This window comes from Methylobacterium sp. Leaf456, assembly GCF_001425465.1.
Taxonomy (GTDB): domain Bacteria; phylum Pseudomonadota; class Alphaproteobacteria; order Rhizobiales; family Beijerinckiaceae; genus Methylobacterium.
The window spans coordinates 119,397-133,120 of the sequence record NZ_LMQV01000042.1; the positions used below are offsets into that span (position 1 = coordinate 119,397).

Consider the following 13,724-nt stretch of genomic DNA (forward strand, 5'->3'; position numbering starts at 1 on the left):
GCCGCTCCTTCTCGCGGGAGCGGCCTCGGGTCGTCAGAGTCCGGTCTGGCCGGGCACCCAGGACGTGCCGGCGAGCGGCACCTGGGCCATGGCGGCGGCCTCGATCGTGAGCGCCACCAGATCCTCGGGTTCGAGGTTGTGCAGGTGGCTCTTGCCGCAGGCGCGGGCGATGGTCTGGGCCTCCAGCGTCATCACGGCGAGGTAGTTGGCGAGCCGCCGTCCCGCGAGTTCCGGATCGAGGCGCTTCATCAACTCCGGGTCCTGGGTGGTGATGCCCGCCGGGTCCTTGCCCTCGTGCCAGTCGTCGTAGGCGCCCGCCGTGGTGCCCAGCGCCTGATACTCCTCCTCCCAGCGCGGATCGTTGTCGCCCAGCGCGATCAAGGCGCCGGTACCGATGGCGACCGCGTCGGCCCCGAGCGCCAGCACCTTGGCGACGTCGGCGCCGGAGCGGATGCCGCCCGACACTATGAGCTGGACCTTCCGGTGCAGGCCGAGATCGCGCAGGGCCTGCACGGCGGGGCGGATCGCGGCGAGCGTGGGGAGGCCGACATGCTCGATGAACACGTCTTGCGTCGCGGCGGTGCCGCCCTGCATGCCGTCGAGCACCACCACGTCGGCGCCGGCTTTTGCCGCGAGCGCGGTGTCGTAATAGGGGCGCGAGGCGCCGACCTTCACGTAGATCGGCTTCTCCCACTCGGTGACTTCGCGCAGCTCCCCGATCTTGATCTCGAGGTCGTCCGGCCCGGTCCAGTCCGGGTGGCGGCAGGCGGAGCGCTGATCGACGCCGGCGGGCAGGCAGCGCATGCCGGCGACGCGCTCGGTGATCTTCTGGCCCAGCAGCATGCCGCCGCCGCCGGGCTTGGCGCCCTGACCGATCACGACCTCGATGGCGTCGGCCCGGCGCAGGTCGTCCGGGTTCATGCCGTAGCGCGACGGCAGGTATTGGTAGACCAGCGTCTTCGAGTGGCCGCGCTCCTCCGGCGTCATGCCGCCGTCGCCGGTCGTGGTCGAGGTGCCGGCGAGGGTGGCGCCGCGCCCCAGCGCCTCCTTGGCGTTGGCGGACAGCGAGCCGAAGCTCATGCCGGCGATGGTGATCGGCGTCTTGAGATGGATCGGCTTCCTGGCGAAGCGCGAGCCCAGGATCACCTCGGTGCTGCAGCGCTCGCGATACCCTTCGAGCGGGTAGCGGCTGATCGAGGCGCCGAGGAACAGGAGGTCGTCGAAATGGGGGAGCTTGCGCTTCGCGCCCGCGCCGCGGATGTCGTAGATGCCGGTCGCCGCCGCGCGGCGGATCTCGGACATCACCTCGGGGGTGAAGGTCGCCGAGTAGCGCGGCGCCGTGCGGGGTGCCTTGTCGGCCATCAGTAGGCTCCGGCGTTGTCGACGTGGAAGTGGTAGAGGGTGCGGGCCGAGCCGTAGCGGCGGAACTCTTCGATGCCGACCTCGCCCAGCAGGCCGGCCGCCTTGAGCTTCTCGGCGAGTTGCGCGCGGTGCTCGTCGCGCATGGGCTTCTCGATGCAGTCGGCCCCGAGGCTCTTCACCGAGCCGCGGACGTAGAGCCGGGCCTCGTAGAGCGAGTCGCCGAGCGCCTCGCCCGCGTCGCCCAGCACGGTGAGCGTGCCGGCCTGCGCCATGAAGGCCGACATGTGGCCGATCGACCCCTTCACCAGGATGTCGATGCCCTTCATCGAGATGCCACAGCGGGCCCCCGCATTGCCGTCGACGACGAGCATGCCGCCGTGCGAGGTGGCGCCGGCCGACTGGCTGACATCGCCCTTCACGTGGACGAAGCCGCTCATCATGTTCTCGGCCACACCCGTGCCGGCGCTGCCGTGGATCACGACGTTGGCCAGCTTGTTCATGCCGGCGCAGTAATAGCCGACATTGCCCTCGATCTCGACGGTGACGGCCGCATCGAGCCCGGCCGCGATGGCGTGCGCGCCGTCGGGGTTCTGGACCGTCCAATGGGTCTCGTTGGTGTCGGGGCGGAGCGCGTGGAGCTGGCGGTTCAGGTCGCGCAGTCCGGCGCTTCTCAGATCGTAGACGGGCATCAGTGGCGCTCCCAGGCATAGACGCGGGCCGGCTCGGGCTCGAAGACGCGGGCCTTGTCGATGCCCGGCAGGCCGATCAGCGCCCGGTACTCGGAGCCGAAGGCGACGTAGTCGTCGGTCTCGGCCATCACGGCGGGCTTGCAGGCGATGGGATCGCGCACGACGGCGAAGCCCGATTCGGTGCCGACCACGAAGGTGAAGAAGCCGTCGAGATCGGTCAGGCTCGATTCCAGCGCGTCCTTCAGCGAGGCGCCCTCGCGCATGCGCCAGCTGAGGTAGCCGGCGGCGACCTCGGTGTCGTTCTTGGTGGCAAACGTGATGCCCTCGTGCTGGAGCCGGCGGCGCATGTCGTTGTGGTTCGACAGCGAGCCGTTGTGGACGAGGCACTCGTCGAGGCCGGTCGAGAACGGGTGGGCGCCGTTCGTCGTCACCGCACTTTCGGTCGCCATGCGGGTGTGGCCGATGCCGTGGGTGCCGGTCATCGTCGAGAGGTCGAAGCGCCGGGCGACGTTCTCGGGCAGCCCGGTCTCCTTGTAGATCTCCATCCGCTTGCCGGCGCTGACCACGTCGATGCCGGGCGCGTTGGCGGACAGCCACGCGCGGGCGGTCTCCTCCTGATCGGAAGCCAGCGCGATCACGCTGTGGGTGTCGCGGGCGGTGGCCGAGACCGAGCCGCCGAGCACCTCTTCGAGGCCGGACACGGCCTTGGCGAGCGCACCCGCATCGGGGCCGCGCAGCGTCAGCTTCACGCCCGCGCCGTCCGAACCGTAGACGGCGAAGCCCGCGCTGTCGGGGCCGCGATCCGTCATGGTCTTGAGCATGTCGGCAAGCAGCGCGCCGAGCTGCGGCTCCAGCTTCGGGTTCTTCAGAAACAGTCCGACAATCCCGCACATCGCGTTCACCCTCGCGAGCCGTTCCGCCCGTTGCCGGATTGCTCGCATGGGCCATGGCCCATGTCAATTTAAGGGAACTAAAATTTCTTGATGGGAAACGAAACGGTGGTGTGAGCGGTGGAACCGGTCCGCTGCGACCCGCGCTTCACTGGCGGCACGCCGCGCCGCCCTCCATAGTGCGGGCTTGCCGACCGGAGACCGAGACGGTGACTGCGGGCCCCATACTGAACACCGCCTCGAACGCGCCGGCGGCCGAGGAACGGCCGCTGGAGAAGGCGCTCGGCCATCAGGTGCGGGTGCTGCGGCGCGAACGCGACCTGTCGGTGGCCGATCTGGGGGCGGCGGCGGGCATCTCGCCGGGCATGATCTCGAAGATCGAGAACGGGGCGATCTCGCCCTCGCTCGCCTCGATCAACGCCATCGCGCTGGCGCTCAACGTGCCGATCACCGCGCTGTTCGCCGCCTTCGAGGAAACCCGCGACTGCTCCCATGTGAAGAGCGGCCAGGGCGTGCTGATCGAGCGGCGCGGCACCAAGGTCGGCCACATCTACGAACTCCTGGGGGCGGGCATTCGCGGCGACGTGGTGGTCGAGCCCTATCTCATCACGCTCCAAGAGGAAGCAGAGGCCTATACCAGCTTCCGCCATGTCGGCACGGAGTTCATCTACATGCTGACCGGCGAGGTGGTGTATCACCACTCGGGCCTCGACTATCACCTCGGCCCCGGCGACGCGCTGATGTTCGACTCGAACGGCCTGCACGGCCCGGCGAAGCTCTTGAAGACGCCGACGACGTATCTGTCGATCATTGTCTATCCGCGGGGGTGAGGCGCCGCGGTAACGAACCGTTCACCATAAACTGCCACGGCTTTTCGGGTATTTTCGCAGGGGAGCGGTGATGACGGGCGGGCGGTTGTGGGCGATGGCCCTTCTCGTCCTCGCCGTCACGCCGGTGGACGCCGCCGACCTGCTCGGGCTCGAACCTTTGCCCGGCCCGCAGGCGCCGCGGTTCTTTCCTCGTGCCGAGGGCGATTCCATCGGCGAGCGTCTGCCGCCGCCGCGCCGGCTCGCGGGGTGCGCGCCGCGGATCGCGCCGGTGCCGACCGACGCGCCCGACGATCCGAGCTATGTCGGCTCGGCCTACGGCTTGGGCAAGCCGAGCTATTACGGCTTCCGCCCCGGCCCCGGCTTCGACGATCCGTTCGGCCGGCCGCTGCGCTACTGCCCCTGAGCGCGCGTCAGAGCTTCGCCTGGATGCGCTTGGCGATCTCGCCGAGGCGCTGCTCCAACAGGGTCGGCACCTCACAGACGTAGGAAACCGACTGGTTGCGCTCGTCGAAGATACGGCGGTCCCAGGCGAACTTGGTCTCGAGTTCCGCGACCTCCTTGGAGGCGACCTTGGTGGTGTCGTTGTCCGGCGAATCCTTCAGCTCGCTGACCTTGTCGGCCTCGTCGCGGATGCGCTCGGCCAAACGACGCTGCCCCTGAGCGTAGCGGACGATGCCGTTCATCACCGTGCTGCGCTCGCCGGTGACGATCTCGTAGACGCCCGCGAAGACGTGGGTGAGGCGTTTGGCTTTCTCGGCCGGATCGAGTTTTTCGGCGAACTCGTCGATCAGGGTGTCGGCCTCGCGCAGTTCCGTGCGGCGGGAGGCGAGCTTGCGGGCGAGCTGCGCCGCCTCGCGGTCGTTGCCCCACTCGCTCGCGGCGCCTGTCGGGTCCGGCCCGGTCCAGACCGCGCCGTAGCCGATGGTCGGCACCCGGCGCTGGGCGCAGGGCCAGTCCGGGTCCTGCTTCGGCTGCGCCAGGGCCGGCCCGGCGGCAAGCGCGAGCAGGAGGGTGCAAGTCAGCGCGCGCATAAAAAGTCCTCTCACGGGGTTTCGCCGGCCGGTCCACCGCGACGGGCCATGATTCCCCGGCCCGGGTCGTAGGCGATCACGGCGAGCGTGAAGAACAGGAGGCCGGTCCCGATCACGACCGCGCAGGCAAGCGGCTCGAACTTCCCGTACAGAGCGAAGCGCACCAGCTCGACGGCGTGGGTGAACGGGTTGGCCTGGCAGATCCAGTAGAGCGAATCGCTCGATTCCCGGATGCGCCAGAGCGGATATAGGGCGGAAGAGGCAAAGAACATCGGGAAGATCACGAAGTTCATCACGCTGGCGAAGTTTTCCAATTGTCGCACCAGCGACGACAGGAACAGGCCGATGGCGCCGAGCATCATCCCCGCCGCCAGGAAGGCCGGCAGCGCGGCGAGGTAGCCGATCGGCGGGATGTCGGTCTCCCAGAACCACGCGATGGCGAGGAAGGCGTAGGCCTGGACGATGGAGACGCTCACGCCCGCGATCAGCTTGGCGAGCAGCAGCAACCAGCGCGGATAGGGCGAGGTGAGCAGCACCTTCATCGAGCCGACCTCGCGGTCGTAGACCATCGACAGCGACGATTGCATGCCGTTGAAGAGCTGGATCATCACGGCCAGCCCCGGCACGACGTAGACCTCGTAGAGCACGTAGGTCTCGTAAGGGGGCGTGATCGAGACGCCGAGCGTGTTGCGAAACCCGGCGGCGAAGATGAACAGCCAGACCAGCGGGCGCACCAGCGCGGAGAAGAACCGCTCCTTCTGATTGAAGAAGCGCAGCAGCTCGCGCCGAACGATGCCGCCGAGCGCGATCAGGTAGCCGACGGCGTCGAGCCGACCGGCATGGGGCACGGGCCGGGCGCCGTCGGTGAGGGCGGGCGTGCTCATGCGGCGAACTTTCCCGTTTCTTTGCCGGCGCCCTTACCCGGCTCGGAGACGAGGCGGCGGAAGGCGGCCTCCAGCGTCTCGCCCGGCGCGCCGATCTCGCCAGCCTTGCCGCGGGCAACGATGCGACCCTTGTGCAGGACCACCGCGTCGTCCTCGGGCGAAATCTCCTCGAAGATGTGGGTCGCCCACAGCACCGACAGGCCCTCTTCGCGGACCAGCGCACGGACGATGGCGACGATGTCGGCGCGGGATTCGAGGTCGAGGCCGACCGTCGGCTCGTCGAGGAGCAGCAGGCGCGGCTCGTGAATCAGCGAGCGGGCGATCTCGATGCGGCGGGACTGGCCACCGGACAGGGTGCGGATCTTGTCGTCGCGCCGCTCCGACAGGCCGACGCGGTCGAGCAACTGCGCGATGCGGGCACGCGCCGCCTTGCGCGCGATGCCGTGCAGGCTCGCGTGGTAGTGCAGGTTCTGCGCGACGGTGAGGTCGGTGTCGAGGGTTCGCGCCTGGAACACCACGCCGAGGCGGGCCAGAGCGCGGGACGGCTCCCGGTCGAGGGGATGGCCGAGAATCGACACCCGGCCCTCCTGATTGTTGTAGAGCCGCGTGATCACCGAGAACAACGTGGTCTTGCCCGCGCCGTTCGGCCCGAGCAGCGCCATGAAGCGTCCGCGCTCGACCGTGATCGACACGTCGGAGAGCGCAGCGCGCTGGCCGAAGCGGTGGCTGACGTTCGCGACCTCCAGGGCTGCGCTCATCGCGGCAGCGCCCGCTTGGCGTCGTCGAGGGCCTCCAGGCACTCGTCGAATTCGCCCTCGCCCTGCTCGCGCTCAGCCACCCGCAGGGCCTTTTTCAGCTTCTGCGGGACGGCGTCGGGGGCGAGGCCCGCGACCTTGGCCTTGATGTCGGCGATGCCGGAAAGGCAGGCGGCCTTGTCGTCGGCCAGCGCGGGGGTGGCGAGCAGGACGAGCGCGACGCCGGTGCGTTTAGCGAGGTCCATCATCTCACTTCACCGAAATCTTACCGGCCAGACCCTTCTCTTCCAGCCCCTGCGCGTACCACCGGTACTCGCCGGGCTTGATCGCAACGAATTCGATGGCGATCTCGCCGGGATCGTCGAATTCGAGGTGGTCGGGCGGGCCGCCACCGTGGATCTCCTTGTGCTCGATCACAATCTGGTTGAGCCAGATGTAGCGGAAGAACTCCGGCGCGTAGAACTTGTATTCCTGCCGGCCCTTGGCGACGATCCGCAGACGGTAGGCCTTGCCGGCCTCCAGCTCGATGTCCTTGTTCTCCACCACGAAGTCGTTGCCCTCCTCGTTGCCGAGCACGAGGTCGGGCAGGTTCTGGCGCTTCTTCGTCAGGTCGAGGGCGCCCGCGGGCGCGAGGCCGAGCATCAGGGCCGCGGCGGCGAGGCCGAGGCGCGTGGTCCATGCCATGTCGTTTCCTCCTAAACCGGTTTGCCGGCTTATTTCTTCGAGATCGCCACGCCCCAGGGCAGCAGGCCCACGGGGATGCTCTTGACCACCTTCAGCGCCTCGACATCGATCACCGAGACGTCGTTCGAGCTGCCGTTGGTCGTGTAGAGCTGCTTCTCGTCCGGGGTGAAGGCGAGCTGCCAGACGCGCTGGCCGACCGGCAGGTACTTCTGCACCTCGTAGGTCTTGGCATCGATCACGGCGACGCGGTTGGCCGGCCCGAGCGCGACGAAGGCCTTGGTGCCGTCGCTCGTCAGCCGCACGCCGACCGGCTGGATCTGCTCGTCGGTGACGCCGGGGATCTTGAAGGTGATCTTCCTGGTCACCTTGCGGGTGCCGGTGTCGATGATCGAGACCGTGCCGCCGACCTCGGCCGAGACCCAGAGGATCTTGCCGTCCTTCGAGAACTCGGCGAAGCGCGGGCGGGCATCGACCAGCACGTTGTCGATCACCTCGAAGGTCTTGGTGTCGATGAAGTGGGCCATATTGGTGGTCTCGGAGGTGTTCACGAGCACCTTGCCGTCCGGCGACAGGCCCATGCCTTCCGGCTCGACGCCCACCGGAATCTCGGCGAGCACCTTGTTCTTCTCGATGTCCAAGATGGTGACTTGGCTGTCGTCCTCGTTGGCGACGTAGAGCGGGTTGCCGCTCTGATCGAGGATGAACTGCTCCGGATCGGGGCCGGAGCGCAGCGAGCGCACCACCTTGCCGGTGGCGGTGTCGAGCACGTCGATGCGGTCGTCGTCGCTGGCGCAGACGAACAGCTCCTTGTCGTCCTTCGACAGCGTCACGCCGCGGGGCCGGCGCCCGACCTTCCACGTCGCGGTCACCGCCATGGTCGCGGTGTCGATCACCGAGACGGTGTTGGCCTTCTCGTTGGTGACGTAGGCGGTGAAGGCCTGCGCGCCCGCACTTCCCGCGAGCCAGCAGCCCGCGAGCGCCGCCACACCCAGCCCCGCCCTGACGCGAGCGACCATCGGCATCCTCCCTGTCGTTCCGGCGCTTGGATGCGCCTTGGTTCGATGTGTTCCTACCGGCGACATGGCCATCTAGGGCGCCCGGCACAAACGGAAAATCGGCGTCCGAACCCTCCCGGACCGGGTGGTGGATTGCCACACCGTGGGGCGGATCAGAACGCCTTCTCCAGCCCGGCTTCCTTCAGGATGGCGTTGGCCGTGTGAGCCATCGTCGTGTTGCGAGGCACGACGAACCGACGATTCGTGATCGGGCTGTGCCAGATTTCGTGCGAGCCCTTGCCCTGCCGCACGAGCCGGCACCCCGCCGCCCGCAAGAGGCGAACGAGTTCGGGATAGAGGTTGCCGCCCATCTACGCAGCGCGCGCGGGCTTGGCTCTGACGACGTGCTGAACCCGCAGTTCGGTCGGCGGCACGGCGCCGTCTGCACCGCGCGGCAGATTGGTCTCCATCAGGTCGGGTGCGACATCCTCGATGATCGCCACCAGGGCATCGAGCGTCGGCGCCTCGGCGTGCAGGCCCGGCAGCTCCGAGTCGTGGACGTACCAGACGCCCGACGCCGCGTCGTGATGCACGGTCACCGCGAGCTGCATGAACGGCCCTGTCCTCACGTCTGTGGCCCGAACGGTAGGAGCGCGAGGGGCTTGCGGCAAGCGGCGCGCTCACTTCAGCTTGCACGTCGTCTCCGGCTCGTCGGTGCCCAGCGTGTCGAGCGGCGTGCGCTGGTGGATGAAGCCCTGCTCGGGCGCCACCGAGACCATGGCTTTGGGCTGCACCACGATCACCGGCTGGCGCAGCTGGTGGTCCCAGGGGCGGAAGGTGAGCGAGACGCCCTTGTAGGCCGGCAGCGAGAATTCGGGCGTTGTCAGATAGGGGCGCAGCACGCCGACATCGGTGGTCTTCTTCTGCGTCGCCGCCTCGCCCACGGTGCGGATCGCCGCCCAGGCCTGATAGTCGAGGGGCCGCATCAGCCGGCCGGTCTGGCGGCGGAAGCGGTTCTGCGCCTGGGCCGCGCCCCAGGTCTCCAGCGTCGGGTGCCACGTCGTGGCGATCAGGCCCTGCGTGCCGGCCACGGGCCGCGGATCGACGGTGCGGAACGGGACGTAGTCGCCCCAATCGCCCTCCTCGTCGGCGACGATCGCCATGTCGTAGTCGAGGCCGCGGGTGAACACCATCGCCTCGGCCCGGGTCGGCGTATCGCCCCGCGCCTTGGCCAGCGGGCCGAAGGTCCAGGGCTTTTCCGCCGTGATCTTGAGGCCGAATTTCTTCGCCGAATTCTTCAGCGCGTCGGCATAGGCCTTGTCGCGCTCGCTCGGGCCGACGATCAGAAAGATCTTACGCCAGCGCATCAGCGTCATGTACTGCGCCAGCGCGTCGGTCTGCATCGCGCGGCTCGGGATCGTGTGGAACACGTTGGCCCGGCAATCGGCCCCGCGCAGGCGGTCGTCGGGGGCGCCCGCGTTGAGGACCACCGCGTCCCCGTCCTTCAGGGCGTCGGCCACCGCCAGCACCTCGTCGGCCGGCAGCGTCAGGGCGAAGTACTTCACGCCCTTGGCGGCCAGCTCCTTGGCCGCCGCCACCGCATCCTGGCCCGCCTCCAGGGCCACCTCGTCGAGGGCGTAGGTCTGCTTGGTGAAGCGGCCGGTGGTGTTGTTGTCCTTCACCGCCATCCGGGCGCCGGCCACGCCGAGATCCTCGGGCTCGGCCTCCGCGTCGTAGGAGGACGGAGCAGGGACCGGCCGGTAGATCATCGCGATATGCGTGTCGTTGCCGCCGGCCTGCGGCAGGGGGGGCGGCGGCGACTCGCCGGTCGCCGCCCTCAGCTCCTGCGCCTGGGCGGCCGGGATGTTCGCGAGAACCGCGAGGGCGAGGAGGAGGGACGGGGAAACGCGCATGCGGGTACAACGCTAGCAACATTGCCCCGGCCGCCTCAACGGCAAAAACATAAGATTTTTCTAAGACATGAACGGTGAACGAAGGCGTGAGCCGGGTGGGAAGGAGGTGCGCCGGCCGTTGCCAAATCCTCCGGCCGCCCGAGATATTTTGCTGTGCGGCCCCCGCGCCGCCCCGAGAGGTCGAGGCCTTTTCCCATGAGACTGCGCGCCCACCCGGCCGTTTGCCGTCACACCCTGGCCGCGCTGGTGCTGTTGCCGGCCCTCTCGGGCGCGGCGCTCGCCGAGGAGGCCCGCAAGGCCGCGATCTTCCCCGCCGAGATGAACGACCCGACGCTGGCCTACGGCCGCAAGAACCTACCCGCCGACCAGAAGCGGCTCGGCCTCGTCACCGACGTGCTGAAGGCGCAACTCTCGGAAAAAGCCGGGATCGAGAGCGTCGACCTCGCCCCCCAGGCCGAGGAAATCCGCAAGGAGAGCCCGCTCTACAAGTGCAACGGCTGCGTCCCACCGATCGCCAAGGCGCTCGGCGCGGAACTCGCCGTCACGGCCTTTGCCGACAAGGGCGCCAACCAGCTGTTCAACCTTGTGGTCACCATCAGTGAGGCCGAGTCCGGCAAGGTCGTGCGCCAGGGGCAGGTGACGATCCGGGCCAACACCGACGACGACTGGTCGCACGCCGTGCGCTGGATCGTAAAGAACCGCCTGCTAGCCGAGCCGCTGCCGGGCCGGTCGTAACGCCGCTTGGGCGATCCCCGCATGCTTGCGGGAGGGCTTGCGCCGACGCCCCGTCCGAGCGTTTAAGCGTTCCCGTGTCCCAGGTTTCCCTCCCCGTCCGCCTCCTCGTCAGCGTTCTCGACGCCGCGGAGGCGCGCGTCGCCTTGCGCGCGGGCGCCGACCTGATCGACGCCAAGGACCCCGAGCGCGGCGCGCTGGGCGCCCTGCCGCCCGCGACGGTGAGGGAGATCGTCGCGACGATCGACGGGCGGGCGGTCACCAGCGCGGTGGCGGGCGACGGCACCGGGGCCGACCTCGCGGGCGCGGTCGCCGCGCTGGCAGAAGCCGGGCCGCGCTGGATCAAGATCGCGGTCGGCACCGCCTCCGACGCCGCGCTTGTCGAGGCCGCCGCCGCGGCGCCGGGCCGGCTGATCGGCGTCGTCTTCGCCGAGGATTTTTTTGACAGGGACGATCTCCCGGCGCGCCTCGCCGCGGCGGGGTTTTCCGGCGCGATGATCGACACGCGGGGCAAGCACGGCACCGGCCTGCGCGATGTCTTGTCGGCTGCGACCCTCGCCGCGTTCGTCGCCGCCTGCCGCGCCTCTGGCCTGATGAGCGGGCTCGCCGGCTCGCTGCGGCTCGCCGACATCCCGGCGCTCGCTGCACTCGGCCCCGACTATCTCGGCTTCCGCGGCGGCCTGTGCCGCGAAGGCGACCGGCGCCAGGGGTTGGAAGAGGCCCGCATCGCCGAGGCCGTGGCCGCACTGCGGATGCCGCGCCGCGCCGACGCCGCGTGATGCAGCCCGCCGCCCATAACCCGTGTTCCGCTGCGGAGGAGAGGGGACGGTGCGTCGTGAAGGTCGGCGGCAGCCTTCTCTCCGACAAGCTGCGCCTGCGCGCCCTCCTCACCGATTGCACTACGAAAAACGTCGCCATCGTCCCCGGCGGCGGCCCCTTCGCCGATGCGGTGCGCACGGCCCAAGCCGCCCTCGGCTTCGACGACGCCTTGGCCCACCGCCTCGCCCTCGACGCCATGGGCCGCATGGCCGAAGTTTTTTGCGCCCTCGAACCACAACTCGCCGTCGCGGCGAGCGTCGAGGCCGTGGCGAGCGCCCTCGCCTACGGCCGCTGCGTCGTCTGGGACCCGGCCGCGCTCAAGGCGGGTTGCCCTGATATCCCGGAAAGCTGGGCGGTCACCTCCGACAGCCTCGCCCTCTGGCTCGCGACGCGGCTGGGCGCCGACCGCTGCATCCTGGAAAAATCCGCGCCCGTCCCCGTCGCCGACGTGCAGGCGCTCGCCGCCGCGGGGCTGGTGGACGCGGCCTTTCCGCGCTTCGCCGCCCTCTATCCCGGCGAAATCACGGTGCGCGGCCCCGCATCCACCAGTGAGGCCGCATGAGCGCGCCCGAACATCTCGTCTTCATCACCGGCAAGTTGGCCCATGCCCGGCTCGAAAAGGTCGCCGCGACCCTGCCGAGCGAGCGCTATGCCTGGTCGATCGCGGATGCCGGCGTGAAGGTCGCCGCGCTGATGACGGAAGAGATCATCAAGCGCCGCGTGACAATGCCCGAGGGCGCGACCCGCATCGTCCTGCCCGGCCGCTGCCGCGCGAACCCGGAGGCGCTCTCCGCCCATTTCGGCCTGCCGGTGGAACGGGGCCCGGACGAGGTGGTCGATCTGCCGGCTTATCTCGGGCTCACCGCCCGCAAGGTCGATCTCTCGCGCCACGACCTGCGCATCTTCTCCGAGATCGTCGATGCCTCGAAGATGACGCCGGATGAGATCGTCGCGAAAGGCCTGGAACTGGCGCGCAAGGGCGCCGACGTGATCGATCTCGGCGGGTTGCCCGACACCGACTTCCCCCATCTCGAAGACAGCGTACGCGGCCTCAAGGCCGCCGGGCTGAAGGTCAGCGTCGATTCCTTCTCGCTGGACGAACTCACCCGCGGCGCGCGGGCCGGGGCCGACTATCTCCTCAGCCTCAACGAGGAGACGCTGGACTTCGCCTTCGAGACCGATGCGGTCCCCGTCCTCGTGCCGATGCGCCCGGACGACCTGCCCTCGCTGGATCGCGCCATCGAGCGGATGGTGAAGGCCGGCAAACCGTTCCTGGCCGATCCGATCCTGGAGCCGATCCATTTCGGCTTCGTCGATTCCATCGCCCGCTACCGCGACACCCGCGCCCGCTGGCCCGACATCGCGATGATGATGGGCACCGGCAACCTCACCGAACTCACCGAGGCCGACAGTCTCGGCGTCACGGCGCTGCTGGTGGGCATGTGCTCGGAACTCGCCATCGGCAACGTGCTGATCGTGCAGGTCTCCAGCCACACCCGTCGCACCATCGAAGAGCACGACGCGGCCCGGCGCGTGATGTACGCGGCCAGAGCCGACGCGGCCCTGCCCAAGGGCTACGGCCGGGAGCTTCTGGCACTTCACGACAAGCGCCCCTTCGTGCAGACCCCCGACGAGATCGCGGCGCAGGCAGCCGACGTGCGCGACCCCAACTACCGCATCGCGGTGGCCGAGGACGGCATCCACGTCTTCAACCGCGACACCTACCGGACCGGCACGGACGCCATGGCCTTCTTCCCCGATCTGAGCGTGGAGAGCGACGGCGCCCACGCCTTCTATCTCGGGGGAGAGCTGAACAAGGCCGAGACCGCGTTCCGCCTGGGCAAGCGCTACGTGCAGGACGAGCCGCTCGACTGGGGCTGCGCCGCCGATCGGACCCAAGAGGACACAACCGCCTTCAAGCAGGCCGGCCCGACCAAGAAGGCGGCGCATACGAGCCACAGCGGCCCCGCGGCGCCGGAGGCCGCCCGCGCCGCGGCGGTGCCGCTGGAGCAGGACGCGGCCCGGCCCGAGACCGAGACCGGCCGGGGTGAGACTGCGGCGCGCGATCCGCTCAGCGAGCCGCGGGGTGGGCGCATCGTCTGCGGCCGGCTGGTGCCGGACGAGGAGCGGGGCTGAACCG

At 69.3% G+C, this 13,724-nt stretch carries 18 protein-coding genes; 6 read left to right on the forward strand and 12 right to left on the reverse strand.

Features of this window, described 5'->3' with window-relative positions:
* Nucleotides 1-33 precede the first annotated feature (33 nt).
* From ASG52_RS20615 to ASG52_RS20625, 3 genes are read right to left on the reverse strand one after another with little or no spacing between them, the layout of a single operon-like run.
* A complete protein-coding gene (locus ASG52_RS20615) occupies nt 34-1,362 on the reverse strand; it encodes an FMN-binding glutamate synthase family protein (protein WP_056247277.1) in 1,329 nt (442 codons plus the stop codon).
* Entirely contained in the window at nt 1,362-2,051 is a 690-nt protein-coding gene (locus ASG52_RS20620) for a protein glxC (protein ID WP_056247279.1), read from the reverse strand. The genes ASG52_RS20615 and ASG52_RS20620 overlap by 1 nt, the downstream gene beginning before the upstream one ends.
* Entirely contained in the window at nt 2,051-2,944 is an 894-nt protein-coding gene (locus ASG52_RS20625) for a class II glutamine amidotransferase (protein ID WP_056247629.1), read from the reverse strand. Before ASG52_RS20625 ends, ASG52_RS20620 begins: the two co-directional genes overlap by 1 nt.
* 221 nt (nt 2,945-3,165) lie before the next feature.
* On the opposite strand from ASG52_RS20625, the gene ASG52_RS20630 reads away from it, so the two are divergent.
* Nucleotides 3,166-3,771: a helix-turn-helix domain-containing protein gene (locus tag ASG52_RS20630; protein ID WP_056247632.1), complete on the forward strand. Its 606-nt coding sequence runs from the start codon at nt 3,166-3,168 to the stop codon at nt 3,769-3,771.
* A 70-nt stretch (nt 3,772-3,841) separates the two neighbouring features.
* A complete protein-coding gene (locus ASG52_RS20635) occupies nt 3,842-4,174 on the forward strand; it encodes a hypothetical protein (protein ID WP_056247281.1) in 333 nt (110 codons plus the stop codon).
* Nucleotides 4,175-4,181: 7 nt separating this feature from the next.
* Here the strand turns inward: ASG52_RS20635 and ASG52_RS20640 are convergent, their stop codons facing one another.
* The 9 genes from ASG52_RS20640 to ASG52_RS20680 all read right to left on the reverse strand — a co-directional run bounded on the left by ASG52_RS20640 (nt 4,182) and on the right by ASG52_RS20680 (nt 10,033).
* Nucleotides 4,182-4,802 carry a hypothetical protein gene (locus tag ASG52_RS20640; protein WP_056247283.1) on the reverse strand — a complete coding sequence of 207 codons (621 nt, stop codon included), beginning with the start codon at nt 4,800-4,802 and terminating at the stop codon, nt 4,182-4,184.
* A gap of 11 nt (nt 4,803-4,813) precedes the next feature.
* Entirely contained in the window at nt 4,814-5,686 is an 873-nt protein-coding gene (locus tag ASG52_RS20645; protein WP_056247285.1) for a lanthanide ABC transporter permease protein PedC, read from the reverse strand.
* Nucleotides 5,683-6,444 (reverse strand): lanthanide ABC transporter ATP-binding protein PedB/LutE, encoded by a 762-nt coding sequence (locus tag ASG52_RS20650; protein ID WP_056247287.1) that lies wholly within the window; start codon nt 6,442-6,444, stop codon nt 5,683-5,685. Before ASG52_RS20650 ends, ASG52_RS20645 begins: the two co-directional genes overlap by 4 nt.
* The gene (locus ASG52_RS20655; RefSeq protein WP_156384060.1) at nt 6,441-6,689 is read right to left on the reverse strand and encodes a hypothetical protein; all 249 of its coding nucleotides are present in this window, start codon (nt 6,687-6,689) and stop codon (nt 6,441-6,443) included. The genes ASG52_RS20650 and ASG52_RS20655 overlap by 4 nt, the downstream gene beginning before the upstream one ends.
* 1 nt (nt 6,690) lies before the next feature.
* Nucleotides 6,691-7,125, reverse strand: coding sequence for a cupredoxin domain-containing protein (locus ASG52_RS20660; RefSeq protein WP_056247289.1), 435 nt, complete (start codon nt 7,123-7,125; stop codon nt 6,691-6,693).
* A 29-nt stretch (nt 7,126-7,154) separates the two neighbouring features.
* Nucleotides 7,155-8,141 carry a YVTN family beta-propeller repeat protein gene (locus ASG52_RS20665; RefSeq protein WP_056247636.1) on the reverse strand — a complete coding sequence of 329 codons (987 nt, stop codon included), beginning with the start codon at nt 8,139-8,141 and terminating at the stop codon, nt 7,155-7,157.
* A gap of 152 nt (nt 8,142-8,293) precedes the next feature.
* Nucleotides 8,294-8,491, reverse strand: coding sequence for a type II toxin-antitoxin system HicA family toxin (locus ASG52_RS20670; RefSeq protein WP_056247290.1), 198 nt, complete (start codon nt 8,489-8,491; stop codon nt 8,294-8,296).
* Nucleotides 8,492-8,731, reverse strand: a complete 240-nt coding sequence (locus ASG52_RS20675) for a DUF1902 domain-containing protein (protein WP_056247292.1) — start codon at nt 8,729-8,731, stop codon at nt 8,492-8,494.
* 69 nt (nt 8,732-8,800) lie between these two features.
* Complete coding sequence (locus ASG52_RS20680; protein WP_056247295.1) at nt 8,801-10,033, reverse strand: lanthanide ABC transporter ABC transporter substrate-binding protein PedA1; 1,233 nt, start codon at nt 10,031-10,033, stop codon at nt 8,801-8,803.
* 195 nt (nt 10,034-10,228) lie between these two features.
* Here ASG52_RS20680 and ASG52_RS20685 point away from each other — a divergent pair, with 195 nt between their 5' ends.
* From ASG52_RS20685 to ASG52_RS20700, 4 genes are all read left to right on the forward strand, one after another.
* Complete coding sequence (locus tag ASG52_RS20685; RefSeq protein WP_056247297.1) at nt 10,229-10,768, forward strand: DUF3280 domain-containing protein; 540 nt, start codon at nt 10,229-10,231, stop codon at nt 10,766-10,768.
* Between the two features lie 74 nt (nt 10,769-10,842).
* A complete protein-coding gene (locus ASG52_RS20690; protein WP_056247299.1) occupies nt 10,843-11,544 on the forward strand; it encodes a (5-formylfuran-3-yl)methyl phosphate synthase in 702 nt (233 codons plus the stop codon).
* On the forward strand, nt 11,544-12,146 hold the full coding sequence (locus tag ASG52_RS20695) for an amino acid kinase family protein (RefSeq protein WP_056247301.1): 603 nt from the start codon (nt 11,544-11,546) through the stop codon (nt 12,144-12,146). Before ASG52_RS20690 ends, ASG52_RS20695 begins: the two co-directional genes overlap by 1 nt.
* Nucleotides 12,143-13,720: a DUF6513 domain-containing protein gene (locus ASG52_RS20700; protein WP_056247302.1), complete on the forward strand. Its 1,578-nt coding sequence runs from the start codon at nt 12,143-12,145 to the stop codon at nt 13,718-13,720. The genes ASG52_RS20695 and ASG52_RS20700 overlap by 4 nt, the downstream gene beginning before the upstream one ends.
* Nucleotides 13,721-13,724 lie beyond the last annotated feature (4 nt).